Below are 18,228 nucleotides of genomic sequence, written 5' to 3'. Positions count from 1 at the left end.
AACAGCAGCGGTAAGAGATAACTGAGTGATGTTTAGGAGAGGGCATATGAGACACGACAACGAGAGAGAGAAGAAACAAAATAAGTTAGACGATGCCGAGGTTGGGGATAAAAAATCCCCGACCATTCTCCGTTTCATGAAACGTAAATGGATGGATATTTGGAAAGGGAACCCCCCGGGACCTGTGTTACTTCTTATAGGGGTGTTTGTTGCCTTCATCATGTCTGTTCCAATTGTTTATGTCGTGTGGAGGTCCCTCTTTGCCGGTGCAGACAGTTGGCAACGTTTGCTTGGGGACCGTATTCCTCAACTCCTTTGGAATACGTTATCTTTAACTGCGGCAGTCACATTTGCCGCAGTTGTCATTGGGGTAACGCTTGCTTGGATTGTTATCCGTACCGATCTACCTGGTAAAAGACTTTGGCAATGGCTTATGGCTTTGCCTCTTGTTATCCCACCTTATGTAGGGGCTGTTACATATATTATTGTTTTTGGCCCTAGTGGGTGGGTAGTAAGAGTATGGAGAGAATCTGCATGGTTAACAGAAGTGTTTGGAGATTATCCATTAAATATTTACTCTTTTTGGGGTGTGTTTTTTGTTCTAACGATGTTTACATACCCTTACGTATTCTTAATTGCTAGTGCATCTTTGAAAAAAATGAATAGAAATTTTGAAGAAGTGGCCAGATCTCAAGGGATGACGACGTCTCAAATCTTTTTCAAAGTAAATTTACCGTTGTTAAGACCAGCCATTGGAGCGGGAGCGATTCTCATTTCTCTTTATGTCTTATCTGATTTTGGTGCTATAGCAATGTTGCGATATGTGACATTTACTGCGGCCATTTATTATCAACGTGCAGGATTTGATATCGCTTCAGCTTCCGTTTTAAGTCTTGTTCTTATTTTATTGACAATCATAATATTATGGGTGGAGTCTTATACAAGAAAAAAGAACAAATTTTATCAAACATCCAATACCTTTAAGGAACCAGACACCCTTTCATTAGGAAAATGGAAACCATGGGCGTTAGGGTTTGTTATTTCGGTATTTATGGTTGCTGTCGTCTTACCTATTTCTGTTTTAGTGTATTGGACAATTATTGGAGCTGGAACGGGTGCTATCGATGCGCGATTCTTCGGATTTGCCTGGAACAGCATTAGAGTGTCTGCTCTTGCGGCGATTTTCTGTATGCTACTTGCTACGCCGATTATCTATCTGAAGTCTCGCCACCCATCTATCATCTCGCAAACGATAGATAAATTAAGTTATGCTGGTTACGCTTTGCCAGGAGTCATTGTTGCATTAGGGATGGTATTTATTTTTAATAATCACATTCCTGTGCTATATAATACGTTTTATATGATCGCTATCGCTTTTGTAGTCAGGTTTTTACCTCAAGCGATGCAAGCAGGAGAAGCTTCGTTAAGTCTTGTATCACCAAGGATGGATGAAGCAGCGAGAAGTTTAGGTTATCCTGCTTGGAAAGTGATGATTAAAGTTATTATTCCCACGATTATGCCAGGGATTTTAGCCGGGGGGGCACTAGTCTTTGTGAGTTCGATTAAGGAGCTTCCTGCTACACTGATGCTTCGTCCGCCAGGTTTTGATACACTAGCAGTTAGAGTTTACTATGAGGCGTCTGAAGCTATTTATCATCAAGCGGCACCAGGAGCATTGCTAATTGTTCTTGTTTCGATTATTCCATTGCATTACTTACTAAGAAAATATTAAATAAAACGATAAAAAAGGAGCGATTGCATTTTTGCAAAAGCTCCTTTTGGCGTTTGGGCCTATTTTCGTCCACTGTTGATCTATTTATTGATGGCTTCTCTATCGAAGCGCCTATTAAACACCTGTCCATATGGGTAATAAATATACAGCTTCCTGGAAAAAACTGAAATGTAGACCATTTCCTATGTCTACATTAGAACAAAAGAGTTGAAACTAACCAGAAGAACAAAATCATTCCGGCAAAGCTCAAAATGCTGAACGTGATGATGCGTTGTTTCCTTTTAGAACGGTTTGCCCAGCGGTTCGGATTAAATCCAATATCATCTGGATCGTGAACGTTTTGATACATCGGCTGATACTTAACATTCATTAAGATTAGTGGAGCGATAGCAGCCCCGGAGATTAACCCAAAAATATGAGCGAGAACATTTATCCCAGGGTTAATGAACGTCATGACAACACCGAGTACAATGATGATCTTAATCAGCTGAGAATTGGCCTGATCAATTAAATCTTTACGATTAATCACCATATAGAGGTAAATGCCAAATAGACCAAAAATCGCTCCAGAAGCACCGAGGTGACTAACAAAATCATTACCTAAATAAAAATAAGCAATGTTTGCTAAAATACCAGCAGCTAGATATGCAATGATAAACTTCGTTTTTCCTAACATATTTTCTAAAGCGGGACCGAATAAAACGAGTGAAAATGAGTTGAAAGCCATATGCATGAGACCACCGTGGATGAATATAGGAGTGATAATACGCCAATAGTCTCCCATGCTAATTAAAATATTATTACCAATGAACAAGTATCTGATTTCTGCTCCTCCTAAAAATGGAAACCAATCCATCCATATATAGAAGAAAATATGAATAATAACAAGGGTTGTGACAACTTTGTACGATTTAATAAAACTTTCAAAGCTTTCATTTCGAATGAACATAACGTATACACCTCTTCTGTTTAACTACACACACTTAATTTTAGCATATGAGCTAATTTTTAGACTATGGTAAGATCTTAAAAAAATAATAGAACGAAGGATTCGAAAAGCGAGATTAATGATAAAATAGTATCAATATAAATGGGGTGAACCGATGATACAAGGAATTGGATTAGATATTGTTCAATTGAAAAGGATAGAATTAGCATATTTGAGGCGAAAATCGTTTGCGAAAAGAATTTTAACGGAAGAGGAAAGAGAAACGTTTGAAACTCTTTCAGATAAGAGGAAAATTGAATTTCTAGCAGGAAGATTTGCAGCAAAGGAAGCTTATGCCAAAGCATTAGGCTGTGGAATTGGAAAAGCACTTTCTTTTCAAGATATTGATGTCAAAAAAACAGCATCTGGTCAACCTTGGATTATGGATCGAAAGGTTAGAAAAGGTAAGTCTATCAATCACCTCTCCATTACTCATACGAAGGAATACGCAGCTGCACAAGTCATCATTGAAGGGGAAGGGTAGACAAGTTTGCATATTGTTGTGGACGACCTCATATAGTGTTAATGCGGATGGGAGGGACTTATAACATGTACGTGGTAACGGGTGGAGAAATGCACCAAATCGATCGCTATACCATGGATCAAATCGGCTTGAGTGAAGAAACATTAATGGAAAGTGCAGGTCAGGCATTTGTCCGTCATCTTCTAACGTCTATTTCTAAAAAAGATCGTGTCATTGTTTTAATAGGATCAGGAAACAACGGGGGAGACGGGTTTGTAATCGCGAGACTATTAGCTGAAAAAGGTTTCCAATTGAGTACATGGGTTGTACCGCCAAAAGAGCGCATCAAAGGAACTGCAAAAAAGTACATGGAAATATTTGAACGATGCGGCTATACGTTTGATAGTTATAAACAAAATCGAGAACGATTTACCCGCTCATTATCGGAATGTACCATCATTGTTGATGCATTGTTGGGGACTGGCTTAAAAGGACGGGTGAGACAACCGTATGACGAGGTAATTTATACGATCAATCAGTTTGATAAGCGGGTGGTCTCTGTAGATATTCCTAGTGGTCTATCATCTAATGAAGGAGAAGAGGATGTTGTAGGTATTTATGCAGATGAAACGTACACCCTTCAAGCACCTAAAGTTAGTAGATTCTTATATCCAGCAGCTAGTCATTATGGTGTTGTTCACACATTAGATATTGGTATTCCTACAAAAGTTTTTCGAGAAATAGCCCCAAATAGACGAGTAATAACAGAAGAAAGGGTTCGTTCAACTTTGGCTTCTAGACCTGCTAATATGCATAAAGGAAAAGCAGGCCGAGCATTAATCATTGCTGGAAGTGAAACGATGACCGGAGCACCGGTGTTAGCCACAGGAGCTTGTCTTAGAAGTGGTGCTGGATTAGTGACGATGGCCGTTCCAAAAAGCATTCATCCTCTTCTATCCGAACGAATTACGGAAAGTACTTCGATTGTGTTGGAAGAGGACCAAGGGGAAGTGAGTCAAGTAGCACTCACAAATGACATTCCTTTTCGTCAGTTTGATGGTGTGGCCATCGGACCTGGGTTAGGTAGGAAAACAGACAAAACAATGTTTGATACGCTTCAATCATATGATGGTGTCGTTGTCGTAGATGCAGACGGTTTGTATCATATGTCAAAGGAACTTCATCATTGGTTCAATCAACCAAGGTCAGCGCCAACAGTCATTACCCCTCACATGGGGGAAATGGCAATGCTTACTGGATTGTCTATTTCAGAGCTGGAACAAAATCGTTTTAAGAGCTCAAAGGATTTTGCAACAAAGTATCAAATGTACGTGGTGTTAAAAGGGCCTTTCACGATTGTGACGACACCGAATGGGAACCAATGGGTGAATACAACGGGCAATGCTTCACTAGCAAAAGGGGGGTCTGGTGATGTTCTGACAGGGATCCTTTTAGCGTTTATGCTTCAACATGACTCCCTCATAGAAGCGATATGCAATGCTGTGCATATACATGGTAAATTGGCGGATGAAATGCTTGAAACACACGATGTATTTAGCGTTAATGCAACTGATTTGATTCACTCTTTGCCGAGAGTGCTAAGATCCTACCGTTACTAATACATGATAATCCCCTCCTTTGTCGTCGAAATGACACAGAGGGGTTGAGCAAATGAAAAAGATCATGTCCTTGTTTATCTTAATCGTGGCTCTGGCGGTTCTAGTTACTGCTTGCGGAGAGAAGAGCCAAGAAGATGTGATAAAGGATTTAGAGAGTAGGTTAGACGAGTTATCAGGGTATAAAACAAATGCGAAGATGACATTGCAAACCGGAGAAGAGCCACAAGTGTATGATGTTGAAATTTGGCATGAGAGCCCTTCAGCATATAGAGTGGTTCTAAACCACTCTGAAAAAGATCAAAGTCAAATTATACTAAGAAATGAAGAAGGGGTTTTTGTTCTTACGCCAGCATTAAATAAGAGTTTTAGATTCCAAAGTGATTGGCCGGAAAACAACAGTCAGGTCTATTTATATGAGTCTTTAATTAATGACATATTAATTGACCCTGAAAGAGGATTTACAGCTACGGAGGATGATTATAAGTTTCAAACGACGACAAATTATACGAATAAGAATTTAAATCAACAAGAGGTTGTTCTAGAAAAGAAGAACTTAACACCAAAATCGGTACAGGTTATGGATGCAGAGTTATCTGTATTAGTTGAAGTAGAATTTGATGACTTTGAATTAAATACTTCTTTTTCAGAGGATGACTTCGATATGGATCGAAACATGACAGGCGCTCAGTTAGAAATGGATGTGCCAACAATGTCAGACGAAGAAGAAGTAGAAGAATCCAATGAGATAGATGAAATGAAGCGAAAAGAAGACTTTACAGTTTTCTATCCTATGCATGAACCACAAGGAACGAGTTTTTCTCATTCTGAAGATGTGGAATCAGATTCGGGAAAAAGGGTGATCTTGAATTACACAGGGGAACAGCCATTTACGTTGATTCAGCAACAAAGTAGAGTGGTAGAAGCAACTACTCCTGTTAAACTATCTGAAGGGGAACCTGTCGATCTTGGATTTTCCGTAGGCGTGTTTTCCGAAGCAGGAGACAATCAATCGATTTCTTGGACTTATGAAGGGACAGACTTCTTCCTCGTTTCAAATTCATTAGATAAAGACGAATTATCAGCCGTAGCAAGAAGTGTATATGGTACACATGAAAAATAAAATGAAATATCTAACATGAGTGTTCAGCTGAACGCTCATGTCTTTTTTTAATTATTGGTAATTTACATAAGTTATCAAACGATTATTTTTATTTTTTAAGAGGATTCATTAATTTTTTTAAAAGTATTCATAAAATAGTTTGACATAAATGTGAAAGAAGATTAATAATGAAAAGTACTTGAAGAAAGAAGTTATTATATTTGGGGGAACGTATTGTGAGACAATTACATCCTTTTTATCGAGATACATGGGCGGAAGTCGATCTAAACGCGATTTCTGAGAACGTTAAAAATATAAAAGATGGGTTACCTAAAAGCGTAGAGTTAATGGCTGTCGTGAAGGCCAATGCATATGGGCATGGCGCGGTTGATGTGGCAACCGAAGCCCTTAAGTCAGGAGCGACTTATTTAGGTGTGGCGATTCTTGATGAAGCAATCGCTTTAAGAAAGGCTGATATTGAAGCTCCGATTCTTGTGTTAGGTTATATCCGACCTGAAGACGTAGCTATTGCCATGGAATTAAACTTAACCTTAACGGTGTTTCAGAGTAGTTGGATTGATAAAGCAAAACAATATTTACCAGAAAACCTTGAAAAACGGGTGAAATGTCATATTAAAATGGACTCTGGTATGGCGAGAATAGGGATTCGCACGGATAAAGAAAGACAAGCTCTTATAGAGTCTCTTTCTCACACGGATAAGTTTGAAGTGGAAGGACTATACACGCATTTGGCCACCGCTGATGAGTTAGAGATGACTTATTTTGAAAAGCAACAAACGCGGTTTGCGCAGATGATCAATGATTTTGAAAGGGAATATGGGGAAGAAATACCGATCAAGCATTGCGGAAATAGTGCTGCGGCATTGAGGTTTTCTGACCGCTGTTACAACTTAGTAAGAGTTGGGATTTCCATGTATGGTTTATCCCCATCACCTGAGATAAACGGTGTCATAAATGTTCCTTTAAAAGAGGCGTTTTCTCTTCACAGTCGTATTACACATGTAAAGAAGCTCCCAAAAGGAGAAGGAATTAGTTATGGTGTTACTTATGAAACAACGAAGGAAGAATGGATTGCAACCGTTCCAATTGGTTATGCTGATGGATGGATTCGTGCGAACCAATCAGGAGACGTTCTCGTTCAAGGTCGGAGGGCGAAAATTGTCGGAAGAATTTGTATGGACCAAATGATGATTCTTCTTGATCAGAAAGTTTCAGAAGGTGAGATTGTAACAATCATTGGGAAAAATGGAGACGATCATATTACAGTTGATGAAGTAGCAAGGAGGCTTCAAACGATTAATTATGAAATCCCTTGTATCATTAGTTATCGGGTTCCGAGAGCAATTATGAAAAATGGCTCGGTTTCGCATGTTCATAATGAAATTTTTTAAGAGGTTTGCTACTTCATAGAGCCAAGAGATGAAGTACTTATAAACGTAAATAATTTAATTAATTAATAAGTTACACCAATAATGATGTCGAAAACATAGAAAAGAATGCAAAAGTCACTTTGCAAAGCGCCTTTACAAGTGATATGATAATGTTGGATTAAAAATCGGTCGATAGCTGTGTGGAGGTGTTTTTGTGTCTATGGATAACACAAAAAAAATTATGGTTAATTTACCACAACATCTAGTTAACGAACTAGATGCGTTAACTAACGGGGAAGACGTCAATCGTAATGATGTCATTCAGAAAGCTACGAAGATTTATTTGCAAGAACAAAAGAAATTACAGATTCGTGAAACAATGCAACAAGGGTACATGGAAATGGCGAAAATCAATTTGAATATTGCAACCGAGTCTTTTTTAGCTGAAGAGGAGGCTGAAAGCACGGTGGATCGCCTAGTAAGTGGGGTGTAAAGGATTTGATAGTAAAACGCGGTGACGTTTATTTTGCAGACCTTTCACCCGTAGTAGGATCAGAACAAGGCGGGGTGAGACCTGTATTGGTTATCCAGAATGATATTGGAAACCGATTCAGTCCTACAGTGATTGTGGCAGCAATAACTGCTCAAATTCAAAAAGCTAAATTACCAACTCATGTCGAAATTAACGCAAAAAGATATGGATTTGATCGTGATTCAGTCATTTTACTGGAACAAGTTCGTACCATTGATAAGCAGCGTTTAACAGACAAAATCACGCATCTAGATGATGATATGATGTTAAAAGTGAATGACGCGTTAAATATCAGTATAGGCTTGATTGACTTTTGAACATCATGGGAACGAAGCTACTTTATTAACTAAAGTAGCTTTTATTTTATTTTGTTAAAGCCTATCTATCTTGTTGTTAGAGTAAGAATTAACTGCTGTAGAAAAAATTTTTGGCCAAGAGATACAATTGTGTGAGAATTATATAAAAAGAGTTAAAAAGGTTATCATTGATTGCAATCTATTTAAAACAGTGAAATAATAAAAGCATAACTATAGATTAAAGTGGGGGAAGACTGGATGAATCCATTTATTTCAGATATTATATTAGAGCATAAAGAAGAAATCATGGAAAACTGGCTTGTAGAAATTAAAAAGTTTAGATCTGATGACTTGTTACAAAACATATCAGACTCCATGTATGAAAATACTAACCGAGAATTTGTAAATAAATTAATTCACTCGGTCCAAAAAGAAAAAGAAGACGAAGATTTCCAAGATGACTTAATACAGTTTTCTGAAAGGCTTATTCAGTTAGGATGGCCATTAAATTACATCACTCGAGGATTACAAGAGTTTCGAAAAATTACTGTTGAATCATTATCAGATAAGGGAGAAAATTACTGTAAAAGCATCGAGTTTTTTCAGGAAATTGAAGACTGGACAGACGATATTGTCAATTTGTTAGTAAATCAATATTCAGGATCTTGGGAGAATACCGTATTTTTGCAAAAAATGGCTCTCAAAGAGCTTTCGGCCCCGCTTATTCCTGTTTTTGAAAATATTAGTGTGATGCCATTAATAGGAACAATTGACACCGAGAGAGCTAGATTAATTATGGAAAACTTGCTTGACGGCGTGATTGAACATCGCTCTCAAGTCGTTTTAATAGATATAACAGGGGTTCCTGTTGTAGATACGATGGTAGCTCATCATATTATCCAAGCATCAGAAGCTGTTCGATTAGTAGGAGCTAAATGTATTCTCGTAGGGATTAGACCAGAAATTGCTCAAACAATTGTAAATTTAGGAATTGACCTTGGTAAATTCCCGACAAAAAGCACATTGAAAAAAGGTATAGAATCAGCATTAGAAATGACTAAACGACAAATCATTGAGATCAAGGAATAAGGAGGAACTGGCATTGCGTATCCCAATTTTGAAATTACATGATTATTTATTAATTTCTGTGCAAGTAGAACTAGATGACCAAACAGCACTCCAGTTCCAGGAAGATGTTCTGGAAAAAATCCATCAAGAAGGATCAAGGGGAGTTGTTATCGACCTAACTTCTGTTGAAATGATCGATTCATTCATTGCCAAAGTTCTAGGTGATGTCGTCGACATGTCTAATCTAATGGGGGCAAAAGTCGTCTTAACTGGAATACAACCGGCCGTTGCAATTACGTTAATTGATATGGGCATTGTTTTAGATGAAGTGCCTACTGCATTGGACCTTGAGCAAGGGTTGGAAAGACTCCAACTCGAATTGGAGGGTTGATATATGCAAGTCCAAACCCATGTAGATATCCACAGTGAGTGGGGGATAGTCGCTGCAAGACAAGCAGGGCGCAAGCTTGCACGAGAAATCGGGTTTGGTTCCGTTGATCAGGCGAGAATCACAACTGCGATTTCTGAGCTGGCTAGAAATATTTATTTATATGCAAATAAAGGTCAAATTCAAATAGAAGAAGTCACATCGTCAGGAAAGCGCGGGGTTAAAATTATAGCAGTTGATGAAGGACCTGGTATAAAGGACTTACGTCGCGTCATGGAAGATGGGTTTACAACTTCCGGTGGATTAGGTGCCGGACTTCCTGGAGTGAAACGCTTAATGGACGATTTTAATATTGATTCCGAATTGGATGCCGGAACATCTATTACGGCAATAAAGTGGCTTCGATAAGTAGGGAGGTGCTTTTGCTTGGAAGAGACGAAAATATCAATGTACCAGCTATATAAGGACATGCTTACTAGTTATTTGGCGAACAAAAGTGAACATGCTTTATACCATGCTCAACAATTTAGTAAAGAAATGATGGAGAAAGACATGTCGCCAGAAGAAACGGTCAGTCTTCATTTGTCGGTTTTCCAAGAACTGGCAGAAGATCTCCCGGAAGAAGTGGTAGACTCCTTTGATATTCTTTTGGAAGTCATGATTGGATATGGTTTAGCTTATCGAGAGCATCAAAGTTTACGTGATAGGCAGCAACAACTTGAATCTGAACTCACTGTCGCTGCTAGGATGCAAAAGTCATTGCTACCTCATGGAGAAATTTCTCTCGATTCTGTAGATCTTGGGGTCATTAGTGTCCCTGCCGGTAAGATGAGTGGGGACTATTATGATTATGCTCTAGATGAACACGGAAATATAGGAGTTGCGGTAGCAGATGTCATTGGAAAAGGAGTACCTGCTGCGATGTCGATGTCGATGATAAAATATGCGATGGATACGTTACCAGAGCAACGCACGCAGCCGGGGGCTTTATTAGAAAATTTAAACAGGGTAGTGGAAAGAAATATTGACTCGGATATGTTTATAACGATGATGTATGGTTTCTATGATCCGAATAATCATTACTTTCACTATGCCAGCGCCGGTCACGAGCCTGGCTTTGTTTATGATGCTGTTAAAGACGAATTTAGAAATCTTGAAGCAAAAGGTCTTGTTCTAGGTGTATCGCCAAAAGTGAGATACTTTCCAGATCAACTTCATCTTGATGCAGGTGACTTTATCGTTTTATTGTCTGATGGCGTAACAGAATGCAGAGTTGATGGTGAGTTTATCGAACGAGAACAACTCGTTGATATGATAAGGAAGTACAAGCATTTAACAGCGCAAGAAATAGTAGATGAAATTTTTCAAGAACTAGAAAAGGCTCAAGAATTTCAATTAAGGGATGATTTTACTCTTCTCATATTACGTCGAAAGGTTTAGAAGCATGAATTAAGTGGTATATGTAAAAACTGTAGTGATGAACGTATTAATAGGAGGGGAAAGTATGAATTTAGATATTAATGTAACAGAAACAGACAAAGGACACGTTGCTTTTATATCGGGGGAAGTGGATGTGTATACTGCTTCTAAGTTAAAAGAAACGTTGAATCCTCTTGCGGAAAAACCGAATTCAGATTTAGTAGTGGATTTGTCTGATGTTAATTATATAGATAGCACAGGGTTGGGAATTTTCATTGGTGTATTAAAGTCCACTGAGAAAACGAATAGTACATTGAAGTTAAAAGGTTTAAATGAGAGAGTGAAACGTCTTTTTGAAATCACTGGTCTAAACGAAGTCATTGATATTGAGGTTGACGAAAGGGAGGAAGCTTAGTGATGACCCATACCTCGGATGTAATTGAAATGAAAGTTCCGGCTAAGCCGGAGTACGTTGGAGTTGTCCGTTTGACAGTATCAGGAGTAGCGAATCGCTTAGGGTATTCTTATGATGATATTGAGGATATTAAAATAGCGGTAGCTGAGGCTTGTACAAATGTCGTGAACCATGCTTATGAAGAAAATCAAACGCAAGATGATATGCACCTCAGTTTTTCTGTATTTGAAGATCGTCTTGAATTGATTGTTGCAGACCACGGTGGCACTATTGACATTAATAAATTAAAAAAAGAACGTGGCCCTGTTAGTCGAGACCTAGCTATCCAGGAGTTGAAAGAAGGGGGGCTGGGACTTTTCTTAATTGAGACGTTGATGGATAAAGTTGAGATCCGTGGAGAATCAGGAGTGATGATTATCATGACAAAGTTCCTACAAGGAGATGAGGTGGAACCGCATGCCCCAGGAATCTCAGAAGAAGTCCCAAAGCAACAATAAAGCCAAACACAAAGAAGAAGTTTTAGAATGGATTGCTGAATTTCAACGAACAAATGATGATGAACTTCAAACGAAGTTAGTAATGGAATTTCAAAATCTTGTCCATGCATTAGCGAGAAAATTCTCAAGAGGTCAACGTCATGATGAAGATCTTATTCAAGTGGGAATGATTGGTTTATTAGCAGCTTTGAGACGATTTGACCATTCCTATGCAAGAAGTTTTGAGTCGTTTGCGGTACCGACTATCGTTGGTGAAATTAAACGTTTTATTCGTGACAAAACGTGGAGTGTGCACGTTCCAAGAAGGATTAAAGAATTAGGCCCTAAAATCAAAGGAGCCGTTGAAGACTTAACGACAAAGTTACAGCGTTCACCAAAAGTTGACGAAATCGCTGAACACCTCGGTGTTTCTGAAGAGGAAATTCTTGAAACGATGGAAATGGGGAAAAGTTATCAAGCCCTTTCAGTCGATCGTTCAATTGAAGCAGATGATGAAGGAAGTGCAGTGACACTTCTAGATTTAGTTGGGTCTAGTGAAGAAGGTTACGAACAAACAGACCAACAACTTCTTCTTGAAAAAGCTTTTGTTGTGTTAACGGAGCGAGAAAAAGAAATTCTACAATTAACTTATTTTGAGAATTTGAGTCAAAAAGAAACCGGAGAGAAACTAGGGATTTCGCAAATGCATGTTTCGAGATTACAACGTAGAGCATTACAGAAACTCCGTGAATCAATACGGATAGAACCAACGGAGATTTTATAATGATAGAACATCAAGACTTGAAAGAAGTGGATATTAGTATCTATCAAATAGCCAAAAAGGGTAATTGGTGTTCAGGTGATGCTTTTTATACCGTAAGGACAGACAATTACGTTTTATGTGCTGTAGCGGACGGATTAGGTAGTGGAGAAGAAGCGATGGATGCCTCTGAGGCAGCTATGTCGGTTATTAAAAGAGATCATGATCTAGATACGGAAACTCTCATGGAAAAGTGTAATCAAGTTTTATGGGGGACTCGTGGTGTTGTTATTACGATCCTCAAGTTAGATTTCCAATCTGGAATTATTGAGTATACAAATATCGGTAATATTACATGTACTTTTTATGAGCCGTCTGGTGAGATGTATCGCCCCGTTCCGACAAGAGGATACTTATCCGGGAAAAAGAATAAATTTAAAACACAGCGAATCCCATATGAAAAAGATACTATTTTCATTATTTATTCGGACGGTTTAATTTTTGACCCTGTATATCACTCGATTTTTTCAAAAAATGAAGTGCCGCGAAGAATGATTGGACAAGTTGTGGATCTGATGAAAGATTCCAATGATGATACGACCATTCTAGTAGGGAAAGTTAATCGTTAATTTTATTAACTTAAACATTGCTACAAAAAGCCGAACTATCGAGTGATTCATTTTCGATGGCTCGGCTTTTTGTTAGTATTCTCATTAACACTAGTGAAGCGTGAACAGTTTCAGTATAATGCTATTAGTAGCTACTGTAATATCATATCGGAATAAATGGAGGCGATGTTATGGATTGGAATGATCAGCAGAAGGAAATTTTAGCAATTGTAACGAAGAAGATTCAACTTCAAGAATATAGAGTGAAAAGTGTCATTGAAATGTCGGAAGAAGGGAATACGGTTCCTTTTATTGCACGTTATCGAAAAGAAATGACGGGTGGAATGGATGAAGAACAAATTCGTTCTATTTTAGAAACCTGGGAATACGGAACGAATTTAGCGAAGCGGAAAGAAGAAGTAATCCGTCTTATAGAAGAACAAGAAAAAATGACGCCGGAATTAAAGGCAGATCTTACTAAAGCAACAAAGCTTCAAGAGTTGGAAGATCTTTATCGACCTTATAAGCAAAAGCGTCGAACGAAAGCAACCGTGGCCAAAGAGAAAGGTCTCGAACCGCTAGCGCAGTGGCTCATGTCACTCCCGCAAGAAGGAGATATATACCAAGAAGCGAGTACATATATTAACGAAGAAAATGAGATACATAATAGTGAAGATGCACTGCAAGGGGCGAAAGAAATAATAAGTGAATACCTTTCCGATGACGCATCCATCCGTAAACAAATCCGTCAAATGACCTTTAAAGAAGGCAAAATGGTATCAGAAAAGAAAGCAAAGGCGGAAGATGAAAAAAGTATCTTTGAAATGTATTATGAGTACTCGGAGCAAGTAAGTAAAATTGTTCCACACCGAGTTTTAGCGTTGAACCGAGGAGAGAAAGAAAACGTATTAAAGGTTTCTATTGAGGCACCAATGGAGCGGATGGTCAGTTGGATTGACCGTCATGTAATCAATGGAAAACAAACGATAGCGAAAGCGGTCCTACTTGAAGCGATAGAAGATGGATACAAACGTTTGATTCAGCCTTCGATTGAGAGGGAGATTCGCAAAGAAGTAAGTGAAACAGCTGAAGAGCAGGCAATTCATATTTTTTCCGAAAACTTAAGAAATTTATTGCTTCAACCACCTTTGAAAGGACGTATTGTATTAGGGGTAGACCCAGCATTTCGAACAGGATGCAAATTGTCTGTCGTAGACGATACAGGAAAAATGTTGGAAGTAGGCGTCATCTACCCAACGCAACCGTGGAACAAGATAGAGGAAGCAAAGAAGAAAGTGAAAAGCTTAATTAAAACATTTGATGTTGAAATGATAGCTATTGGGAACGGAACAGCTTCAAGGGAAACAGAACAGTTTATTGCTGAGTTACTAAAAGAAGTAGAGGAAAAAGTATTTTATTTAATCGTGAATGAAGCGGGAGCTAGCGTTTACTCTGCATCGAAACTGGCAAAAGAAGAGTTTCCAGACTTACAAGTAGAAGAACGAAGTGCTGTTTCCATTGCCCGTCGCATTCAAGACCCTTTAGCGGAATTAGTGAAAATTGATCCTAAGTCAGTAGGTGTAGGGCAGTATCAGCATGATGTGCCGCAAGCGAAATTGAATGATAGCCTTACATTTGTTGTAGAGACGGTAGTAAACCGAGTGGGTGTGAATGTAAATACTGCCTCTTCATCGCTTCTTCAATACGTATCAGGCTTATCGAAGAGTGTCGCTAATAACATCATTAAACGAAGGGAAGAAGAGGGGAAATTCACGACACGCACTGAACTGAAGAAAATTCCTCGGTTAGGCGCAAAAACGTATGAACAAAGTATTGGTTTCATTCGTATTCAAGGTGGAAAACAACCGTTAGACGAAACATCTATTCACCCGGAAAGTTATCCTGTTACGAAAAAGATTATGAAAGAATTAAACATATCTATGGATCAGATAGGTTCGGCAGACGTTAAAAACAAACTGGCGGATGTGAACGTAGAAGAAATGTCAGCCAAGTTTGAGATTGGTGTTCCTACATTAAAAGATATATTTGAATCACTATCAAGACCAGGTCGAGATCCTCGTGACGATGTGCCAAAGCCACTTTTGAAAACAGATGTTTTATCAATGGAAGACTTATCAAAAGGATTAGAGTTAGAAGGGACGGTTCGAAACGTAGTTGATTTTGGTGCGTTTATTGATATCGGTGTGAAACAAGATGGATTGGTTCATATTTCTAAATTAGCGAATCGATTTATAAAACATCCAATGGAAGTTGTTTCTGTAGGAGATGTCGTTACTGTTTGGGTTGATGATGTTGATATGAAAAAAGGCCGAGTAGCTTTAACGATGCTCCAGCCTAAACAACAATAGAACGAGGAGGTCACTTGCTCTAGTAATCTAGAGCAAGTGACTTCCATTTATTATGGAAGAGTCTGGTCGACAACGAAAGTATGTGAGCCAACTTATAAAGACTTGGGGGGATTATTCTTCTTTCGTTAACGATGTATGCAGTATAAATGTTTACTCATGTCGCAGTAACAGCTATATGATGTTTGGAATAATTTAATCGGAATCTAAGTGAGAGTTTTTATAATAAAACCAACATTGGTTTAGTACGAGGATTCTTCTTAAGTCTCTTTTATCGTAAGCTTTTTGCAGTTGCATTTTTAACCAAGAAGGCATAAAGTTTCCTCCTTTCTTTTATTGCTGATATCGTGTGAACAGGTGTAGTATTAATAGTGTATGTTTATCTAGTTGTCCAAGTTAGTGAAATTTTTAGAATTTCATTGCAATGATTTGGAATTTAGTTAAACTGAATCTCATTTGTTGGTTCGTTTAAGTATTTGAGAAAGGAAAAGGTATGTTTGTTTAGCGATTTGGATTGATTTTGTGTAAAGGAAGTGCTGAAGAGTGAATGATGAACAACTGCGATTACTTACTGAAAAAATATCAATGGAGTTCTTCGGTAAGCCGTTTAAACATGCGGCCTTTTTTAACAAGCGACTTCGGACAACGGGAGGGCGCTATTCTTTAAACCATCATCATATAGAAATTAACCCTAAACATTTAGAGTATTATGGTTATGAAGAATTAGAAAGCATCATTAAGCATGAGCTATGTCATTATCACTTACATATAGAAGGAAAAGGTTATCAGCACAAAGATAAGGATTTCAAAAACTTATTAGTAAAAGTTGGTGGTAGTAGACATTGTCAAACGCTACCTAATAGTCGTAACCAACGAAAGTATCTTCATCTTTATCGGTGTAAAACTTGTGGTGTTGAATTTCAAAGGAGACGTCAGTTTAATGTGAAAAAATTTGTGTGTGGGAAGTGTAAAGGTCAAATAGAGAAAGTTAGAAGTTTGTCTTTATAAAACCATTGACGATAGAATCTCTATATGGTACATTATAAAAGTCGCTGACAAAAACTGTTTCTTGAAAAATGTATTGACATTAACAGTTAGACAAGATACAATGTAACTCGTCCCTTAAGAGAAAAAACAATATTTTTTTGTTTTTTACACGGATTTATTACGTTAATTAGCTTAGGAATCTGCGTCGTAAAAGTGAGTACATGATTAACGGTTTAATGTTAAAATATTATTCCACAGTAGCTCAGTGGTAGAGCTATCGGCTGTTAACCGATCGGTCGTAGGTTCGAATCCTACCTGTGGAGCCATTAAGGAGAAGTACCCAAGTGGCTGAAGGGGCGCCCCTGCTAAGGGTGTAGGTCGCGTGAGCGGCGCGAGGGTTCAAATCCCTCCTTCTCCGCCAGTGAATTTTCATTGGCCCGTTGGTCAAGTGGTTAAGACACCGCCCTTTCACGGCGGTAACACGGGTTCGAATCCCGTACGGGTCACCAATTGTTAAATTACTAGATAGTTGTATATTTCAAAAGTTCATTTAAATGAATACATGATAATTTGTGGAGGATTAGCTCAGTTGGGAGAGCATCTGCCTTACAAGCAGGGGGTCGGCGGTTCGAGCCCGTCATCCTCCACCATTTTATATTTATGGTCCCGTGGTGTAGCGGTTAACATGCCTGCCTGTCACGCAGGAGATCGCGGGTTCGATTCCCGTCGGGACCGCCATGAATATGCGGGTGTGGCGGAACTGGCAGACGCGCTAGACTTAGGATCTAGTGCCTTCGGGCGTGGGGGTTCGACTCCCTTCACCCGCACCATATTCATTTGAAATTGTATAGTGTTTTAGCGGTCGTGGCGGAATGGCAGACGCGCTAGGTTGAGGGCCTAGTGGGAGAAATCCCGTGGAAGTTCGACTCTTCTCGACCGCACCAATACAATACATGCTTTGCGCCCTTAGCTCAGCTGGATAGAGTGTTTGACTACGAATCAAAAGGTCGGGAGTTCGAATCTCTCAGGGCGCACCACTTTAGATTCAACATACAATATTATTATTTATACGCGATCGGGAAGTAGCTCAGCTTGGTAGAGCACTTGGTTTGGGACCAAGGGGTCGCAGGTTCGAATCCTGTCTTCCCGACCATTATTATTTTATTAGAATAGTAATTTCAATTTAATGCGGGTGTAGTTTAGTGGTAAAACCTCAGCCTTCCAAGCTGATGATGTGGGTTCGATTCCCATCACCCGCTCCAAAAAAAGTTATATTTAAAAAACTCTTGCATCATTGTTGAAGTTCATGTTATAGTTACTAATGTTGCTTGAGGGCCTGTAGCTCAGCTGGTTAGAGCGCACGCCTGATAAGCGTGAGGTCGGTGGTTCGAGTCCACTCAGGCCCACCATAACAATTATTTATTTTGACCTTTGAAAACTAAACAAGAAGCCAAGCGAAGTGGGATATTTTAAAATATCCCGTCAATAGAAACAAATCGTTGAATGGAAACATTCGACAAACGCCAGACGAAAGTTTGGTTTTGATGTCATGGACATCAAGCTTGATGAAAAGTCATCATACTTTATCGGAGAGTTTGATCCTGGCTCAGGACGAACGCTG

The 18,228-nt window shown here is 38.8% G+C and carries 19 protein-coding genes and 11 tRNA genes; 28 read left to right on the top strand and 2 right to left on the bottom strand.

Going from position 1 to position 18,228, the window contains the following annotated elements; all coding sequences use genetic code 11:
- Window positions 1–46: 46 nt before the first annotated feature.
- The gene (locus QDN89_RS16715; RefSeq protein ID WP_280771308.1) at window positions 47–1,732 is read left to right on the top strand and encodes an ABC transporter permease; all 1,686 of its coding nucleotides are present in this window, start codon (window positions 47–49) and stop codon (window positions 1,730–1,732) included.
- Window positions 1,733–1,925: 193 nt separating this feature from the next.
- Here QDN89_RS16715 and QDN89_RS16710 read toward each other — a convergent pair whose 3' ends face one another.
- On the bottom strand, window positions 1,926–2,681 hold the full coding sequence (locus QDN89_RS16710; protein ID WP_280771307.1) for a rhomboid family intramembrane serine protease: 756 nt from the start codon (window positions 2,679–2,681) through the stop codon (window positions 1,926–1,928).
- A 154-nt stretch (window positions 2,682–2,835) separates the two neighbouring features.
- Here QDN89_RS16710 and acpS point away from each other — a divergent pair, with 154 nt between their 5' ends.
- The 15 genes from acpS (at window position 2,836) to QDN89_RS16635 (ending at window position 15,623) form a co-directional block, all read left to right on the top strand.
- Window positions 2,836–3,204 (top strand): holo-ACP synthase, encoded by a 369-nt coding sequence (acpS, locus tag QDN89_RS16705; RefSeq protein ID WP_280771306.1) that lies wholly within the window; start codon window positions 2,836–2,838, stop codon window positions 3,202–3,204.
- Window positions 3,205–3,269: 65 nt separating this feature from the next.
- A complete protein-coding gene (locus QDN89_RS16700) occupies window positions 3,270–4,802 on the top strand; it encodes an NAD(P)H-hydrate dehydratase (RefSeq protein WP_280771305.1) in 1,533 nt (510 codons plus the stop codon).
- Between the two features lie 52 nt (window positions 4,803–4,854).
- The gene (locus QDN89_RS16695; protein WP_280771304.1) at window positions 4,855–5,922 is read left to right on the top strand and encodes a LolA family protein; all 1,068 of its coding nucleotides are present in this window, start codon (window positions 4,855–4,857) and stop codon (window positions 5,920–5,922) included.
- A 215-nt stretch (window positions 5,923–6,137) separates the two neighbouring features.
- Window positions 6,138–7,313 (top strand): alanine racemase, encoded by a 1,176-nt coding sequence (alr, locus tag QDN89_RS16690; RefSeq protein ID WP_280771303.1) that lies wholly within the window; start codon window positions 6,138–6,140, stop codon window positions 7,311–7,313.
- Between the two features lie 199 nt (window positions 7,314–7,512).
- Complete coding sequence (locus tag QDN89_RS16685; RefSeq protein ID WP_280771518.1) at window positions 7,513–7,785, top strand: CopG family ribbon-helix-helix protein; 273 nt, start codon at window positions 7,513–7,515, stop codon at window positions 7,783–7,785.
- 5 nt (window positions 7,786–7,790) lie between these two features.
- The gene (locus QDN89_RS16680; protein WP_280771302.1) at window positions 7,791–8,141 is read left to right on the top strand and encodes a type II toxin-antitoxin system PemK/MazF family toxin; all 351 of its coding nucleotides are present in this window, start codon (window positions 7,791–7,793) and stop codon (window positions 8,139–8,141) included.
- 237 nt (window positions 8,142–8,378) lie between these two features.
- Entirely contained in the window at window positions 8,379–9,209 is an 831-nt protein-coding gene (locus tag QDN89_RS16675) for an RsbT co-antagonist protein RsbRA (protein ID WP_280771301.1), read from the top strand.
- A gap of 13 nt (window positions 9,210–9,222) precedes the next feature.
- Window positions 9,223–9,579 carry an STAS domain-containing protein gene (locus QDN89_RS16670; RefSeq protein ID WP_280771300.1) on the top strand — a complete coding sequence of 119 codons (357 nt, stop codon included), beginning with the start codon at window positions 9,223–9,225 and terminating at the stop codon, window positions 9,577–9,579.
- A 3-nt stretch (window positions 9,580–9,582) separates the two neighbouring features.
- Window positions 9,583–9,984 (top strand): anti-sigma regulatory factor, encoded by a 402-nt coding sequence (locus QDN89_RS16665; RefSeq protein ID WP_280771299.1) that lies wholly within the window; start codon window positions 9,583–9,585, stop codon window positions 9,982–9,984.
- A gap of 18 nt (window positions 9,985–10,002) precedes the next feature.
- The gene (locus QDN89_RS16660) at window positions 10,003–11,016 is read left to right on the top strand and encodes a PP2C family protein-serine/threonine phosphatase (RefSeq protein WP_280771298.1); all 1,014 of its coding nucleotides are present in this window, start codon (window positions 10,003–10,005) and stop codon (window positions 11,014–11,016) included.
- Between the two features lie 64 nt (window positions 11,017–11,080).
- Entirely contained in the window at window positions 11,081–11,410 is a 330-nt protein-coding gene (locus tag QDN89_RS16655) for an STAS domain-containing protein (protein ID WP_280771297.1), read from the top strand.
- Window positions 11,411–11,412: 2 nt separating this feature from the next.
- Entirely contained in the window at window positions 11,413–11,907 is a 495-nt protein-coding gene (gene rsbW, locus QDN89_RS16650) for an anti-sigma B factor RsbW (protein ID WP_280771517.1), read from the top strand.
- Entirely contained in the window at window positions 11,867–12,670 is an 804-nt protein-coding gene (sigB, locus tag QDN89_RS16645) for an RNA polymerase sigma factor SigB (protein ID WP_280771296.1), read from the top strand. Before rsbW ends, sigB begins: the two co-directional genes overlap by 41 nt.
- Window positions 12,670–13,275 (top strand): PP2C family serine/threonine-protein phosphatase, encoded by a 606-nt coding sequence (locus QDN89_RS16640; protein WP_280771295.1) that lies wholly within the window; start codon window positions 12,670–12,672, stop codon window positions 13,273–13,275. Before sigB ends, QDN89_RS16640 begins: the two co-directional genes overlap by 1 nt.
- A gap of 170 nt (window positions 13,276–13,445) precedes the next feature.
- Complete coding sequence (locus QDN89_RS16635; protein WP_280771294.1) at window positions 13,446–15,623, top strand: Tex family protein; 2,178 nt, start codon at window positions 13,446–13,448, stop codon at window positions 15,621–15,623.
- A 192-nt stretch (window positions 15,624–15,815) separates the two neighbouring features.
- Here the strand turns inward: QDN89_RS16635 and cmpA are convergent, their stop codons facing one another.
- A complete protein-coding gene (gene cmpA / locus QDN89_RS16630; RefSeq protein ID WP_280771293.1) occupies window positions 15,816–15,935 on the bottom strand; it encodes a cortex morphogenetic protein CmpA in 120 nt (39 codons plus the stop codon).
- Between the two features lie 228 nt (window positions 15,936–16,163).
- On the opposite strand from cmpA, the gene QDN89_RS16625 reads away from it, so the two are divergent.
- The 12 genes from QDN89_RS16625 to QDN89_RS16570 all read left to right on the top strand — a co-directional run bounded on the left by QDN89_RS16625 (window position 16,164) and on the right by QDN89_RS16570 (window position 18,016).
- Window positions 16,164–16,628 (top strand): SprT family protein, encoded by a 465-nt coding sequence (locus QDN89_RS16625; RefSeq protein ID WP_280771292.1) that lies wholly within the window; start codon window positions 16,164–16,166, stop codon window positions 16,626–16,628.
- 230 nt (window positions 16,629–16,858) lie between these two features.
- A tRNA-Asn gene (locus QDN89_RS16620) sits at window positions 16,859–16,933 on the top strand.
- A gap of 4 nt (window positions 16,934–16,937) precedes the next feature.
- Window positions 16,938–17,028: transfer RNA gene (locus QDN89_RS16615), tRNA-Ser, on the top strand.
- A 13-nt stretch (window positions 17,029–17,041) separates the two neighbouring features.
- Window positions 17,042–17,116, top strand: a tRNA-Glu gene (locus QDN89_RS16610).
- Window positions 17,117–17,181: 65 nt separating this feature from the next.
- A tRNA-Val gene (locus tag QDN89_RS16605) sits at window positions 17,182–17,257 on the top strand.
- 12 nt (window positions 17,258–17,269) lie between these two features.
- Window positions 17,270–17,345 (top strand) — tRNA-Asp (locus tag QDN89_RS16600).
- A gap of 7 nt (window positions 17,346–17,352) precedes the next feature.
- Window positions 17,353–17,437 (top strand) — tRNA-Leu (locus QDN89_RS16595).
- 28 nt (window positions 17,438–17,465) lie between these two features.
- A tRNA-Leu gene (locus QDN89_RS16590) sits at window positions 17,466–17,551 on the top strand.
- Between the two features lie 16 nt (window positions 17,552–17,567).
- A tRNA-Arg gene (locus tag QDN89_RS16585) sits at window positions 17,568–17,644 on the top strand.
- A 39-nt stretch (window positions 17,645–17,683) separates the two neighbouring features.
- Window positions 17,684–17,760 (top strand) — tRNA-Pro (locus QDN89_RS16580).
- Between the two features lie 35 nt (window positions 17,761–17,795).
- Window positions 17,796–17,869: transfer RNA gene (locus tag QDN89_RS16575), tRNA-Gly, on the top strand.
- Window positions 17,870–17,939: 70 nt separating this feature from the next.
- Window positions 17,940–18,016, top strand: a tRNA-Ile gene (locus QDN89_RS16570).
- Window positions 18,017–18,228: the final 212 nt, after the last annotated feature.

It is taken from the genome of Salipaludibacillus daqingensis (assembly GCF_029891575.1).
Classification (GTDB): domain Bacteria; phylum Bacillota; class Bacilli; order Bacillales; family Salisediminibacteriaceae; genus Salipaludibacillus; species Salipaludibacillus daqingensis.
This window is presented reverse-complemented; position numbering and strand designations above follow the sequence as displayed.

What these genes read in the sequence shown, in the direction of transcription:
- QDN89_RS16715 (WP_280771308.1), top strand. Translation starts at nt 47, where the DNA reads ATGAGACACGACAACGAGAGAGAGAAGAAACAAAATAAGTTAGACGAT.
- QDN89_RS16710 (WP_280771307.1), bottom strand. Translation starts at nt 2,681, where the DNA reads ATGTTCATTCGAAATGAAAGCTTTGAAAGTTTTATTAAATCGTACAAA.
- acpS (WP_280771306.1), top strand. Translation starts at nt 2,836, where the DNA reads ATGATACAAGGAATTGGATTAGATATTGTTCAATTGAAAAGGATAGAA.
- QDN89_RS16700 (WP_280771305.1), top strand. Translation starts at nt 3,270, where the DNA reads ATGTACGTGGTAACGGGTGGAGAAATGCACCAAATCGATCGCTATACC.
- QDN89_RS16695 (WP_280771304.1), top strand. Translation starts at nt 4,855, where the DNA reads ATGAAAAAGATCATGTCCTTGTTTATCTTAATCGTGGCTCTGGCGGTT.
- QDN89_RS16685 (WP_280771518.1), top strand. Translation starts at nt 7,513, where the DNA reads ATGGATAACACAAAAAAAATTATGGTTAATTTACCACAACATCTAGTT.
- QDN89_RS16675 (WP_280771301.1), top strand. Translation starts at nt 8,379, where the DNA reads ATGAATCCATTTATTTCAGATATTATATTAGAGCATAAAGAAGAAATC.
- QDN89_RS16665 (WP_280771299.1), top strand. Translation starts at nt 9,583, where the DNA reads ATGCAAGTCCAAACCCATGTAGATATCCACAGTGAGTGGGGGATAGTC.
- QDN89_RS16655 (WP_280771297.1), top strand. Translation starts at nt 11,081, where the DNA reads ATGAATTTAGATATTAATGTAACAGAAACAGACAAAGGACACGTTGCT.
- rsbW (WP_280771517.1), top strand. Translation starts at nt 11,413, where the DNA reads ATGACCCATACCTCGGATGTAATTGAAATGAAAGTTCCGGCTAAGCCG.
- sigB (WP_280771296.1), top strand. Translation starts at nt 11,867, where the DNA reads ATGCCCCAGGAATCTCAGAAGAAGTCCCAAAGCAACAATAAAGCCAAA.
- QDN89_RS16640 (WP_280771295.1), top strand. Translation starts at nt 12,670, where the DNA reads ATGATAGAACATCAAGACTTGAAAGAAGTGGATATTAGTATCTATCAA.
- QDN89_RS16635 (WP_280771294.1), top strand. Translation starts at nt 13,446, where the DNA reads ATGGATTGGAATGATCAGCAGAAGGAAATTTTAGCAATTGTAACGAAG.
- cmpA (WP_280771293.1), bottom strand. Translation starts at nt 15,935, where the DNA reads ATGCCTTCTTGGTTAAAAATGCAACTGCAAAAAGCTTACGATAAAAGA.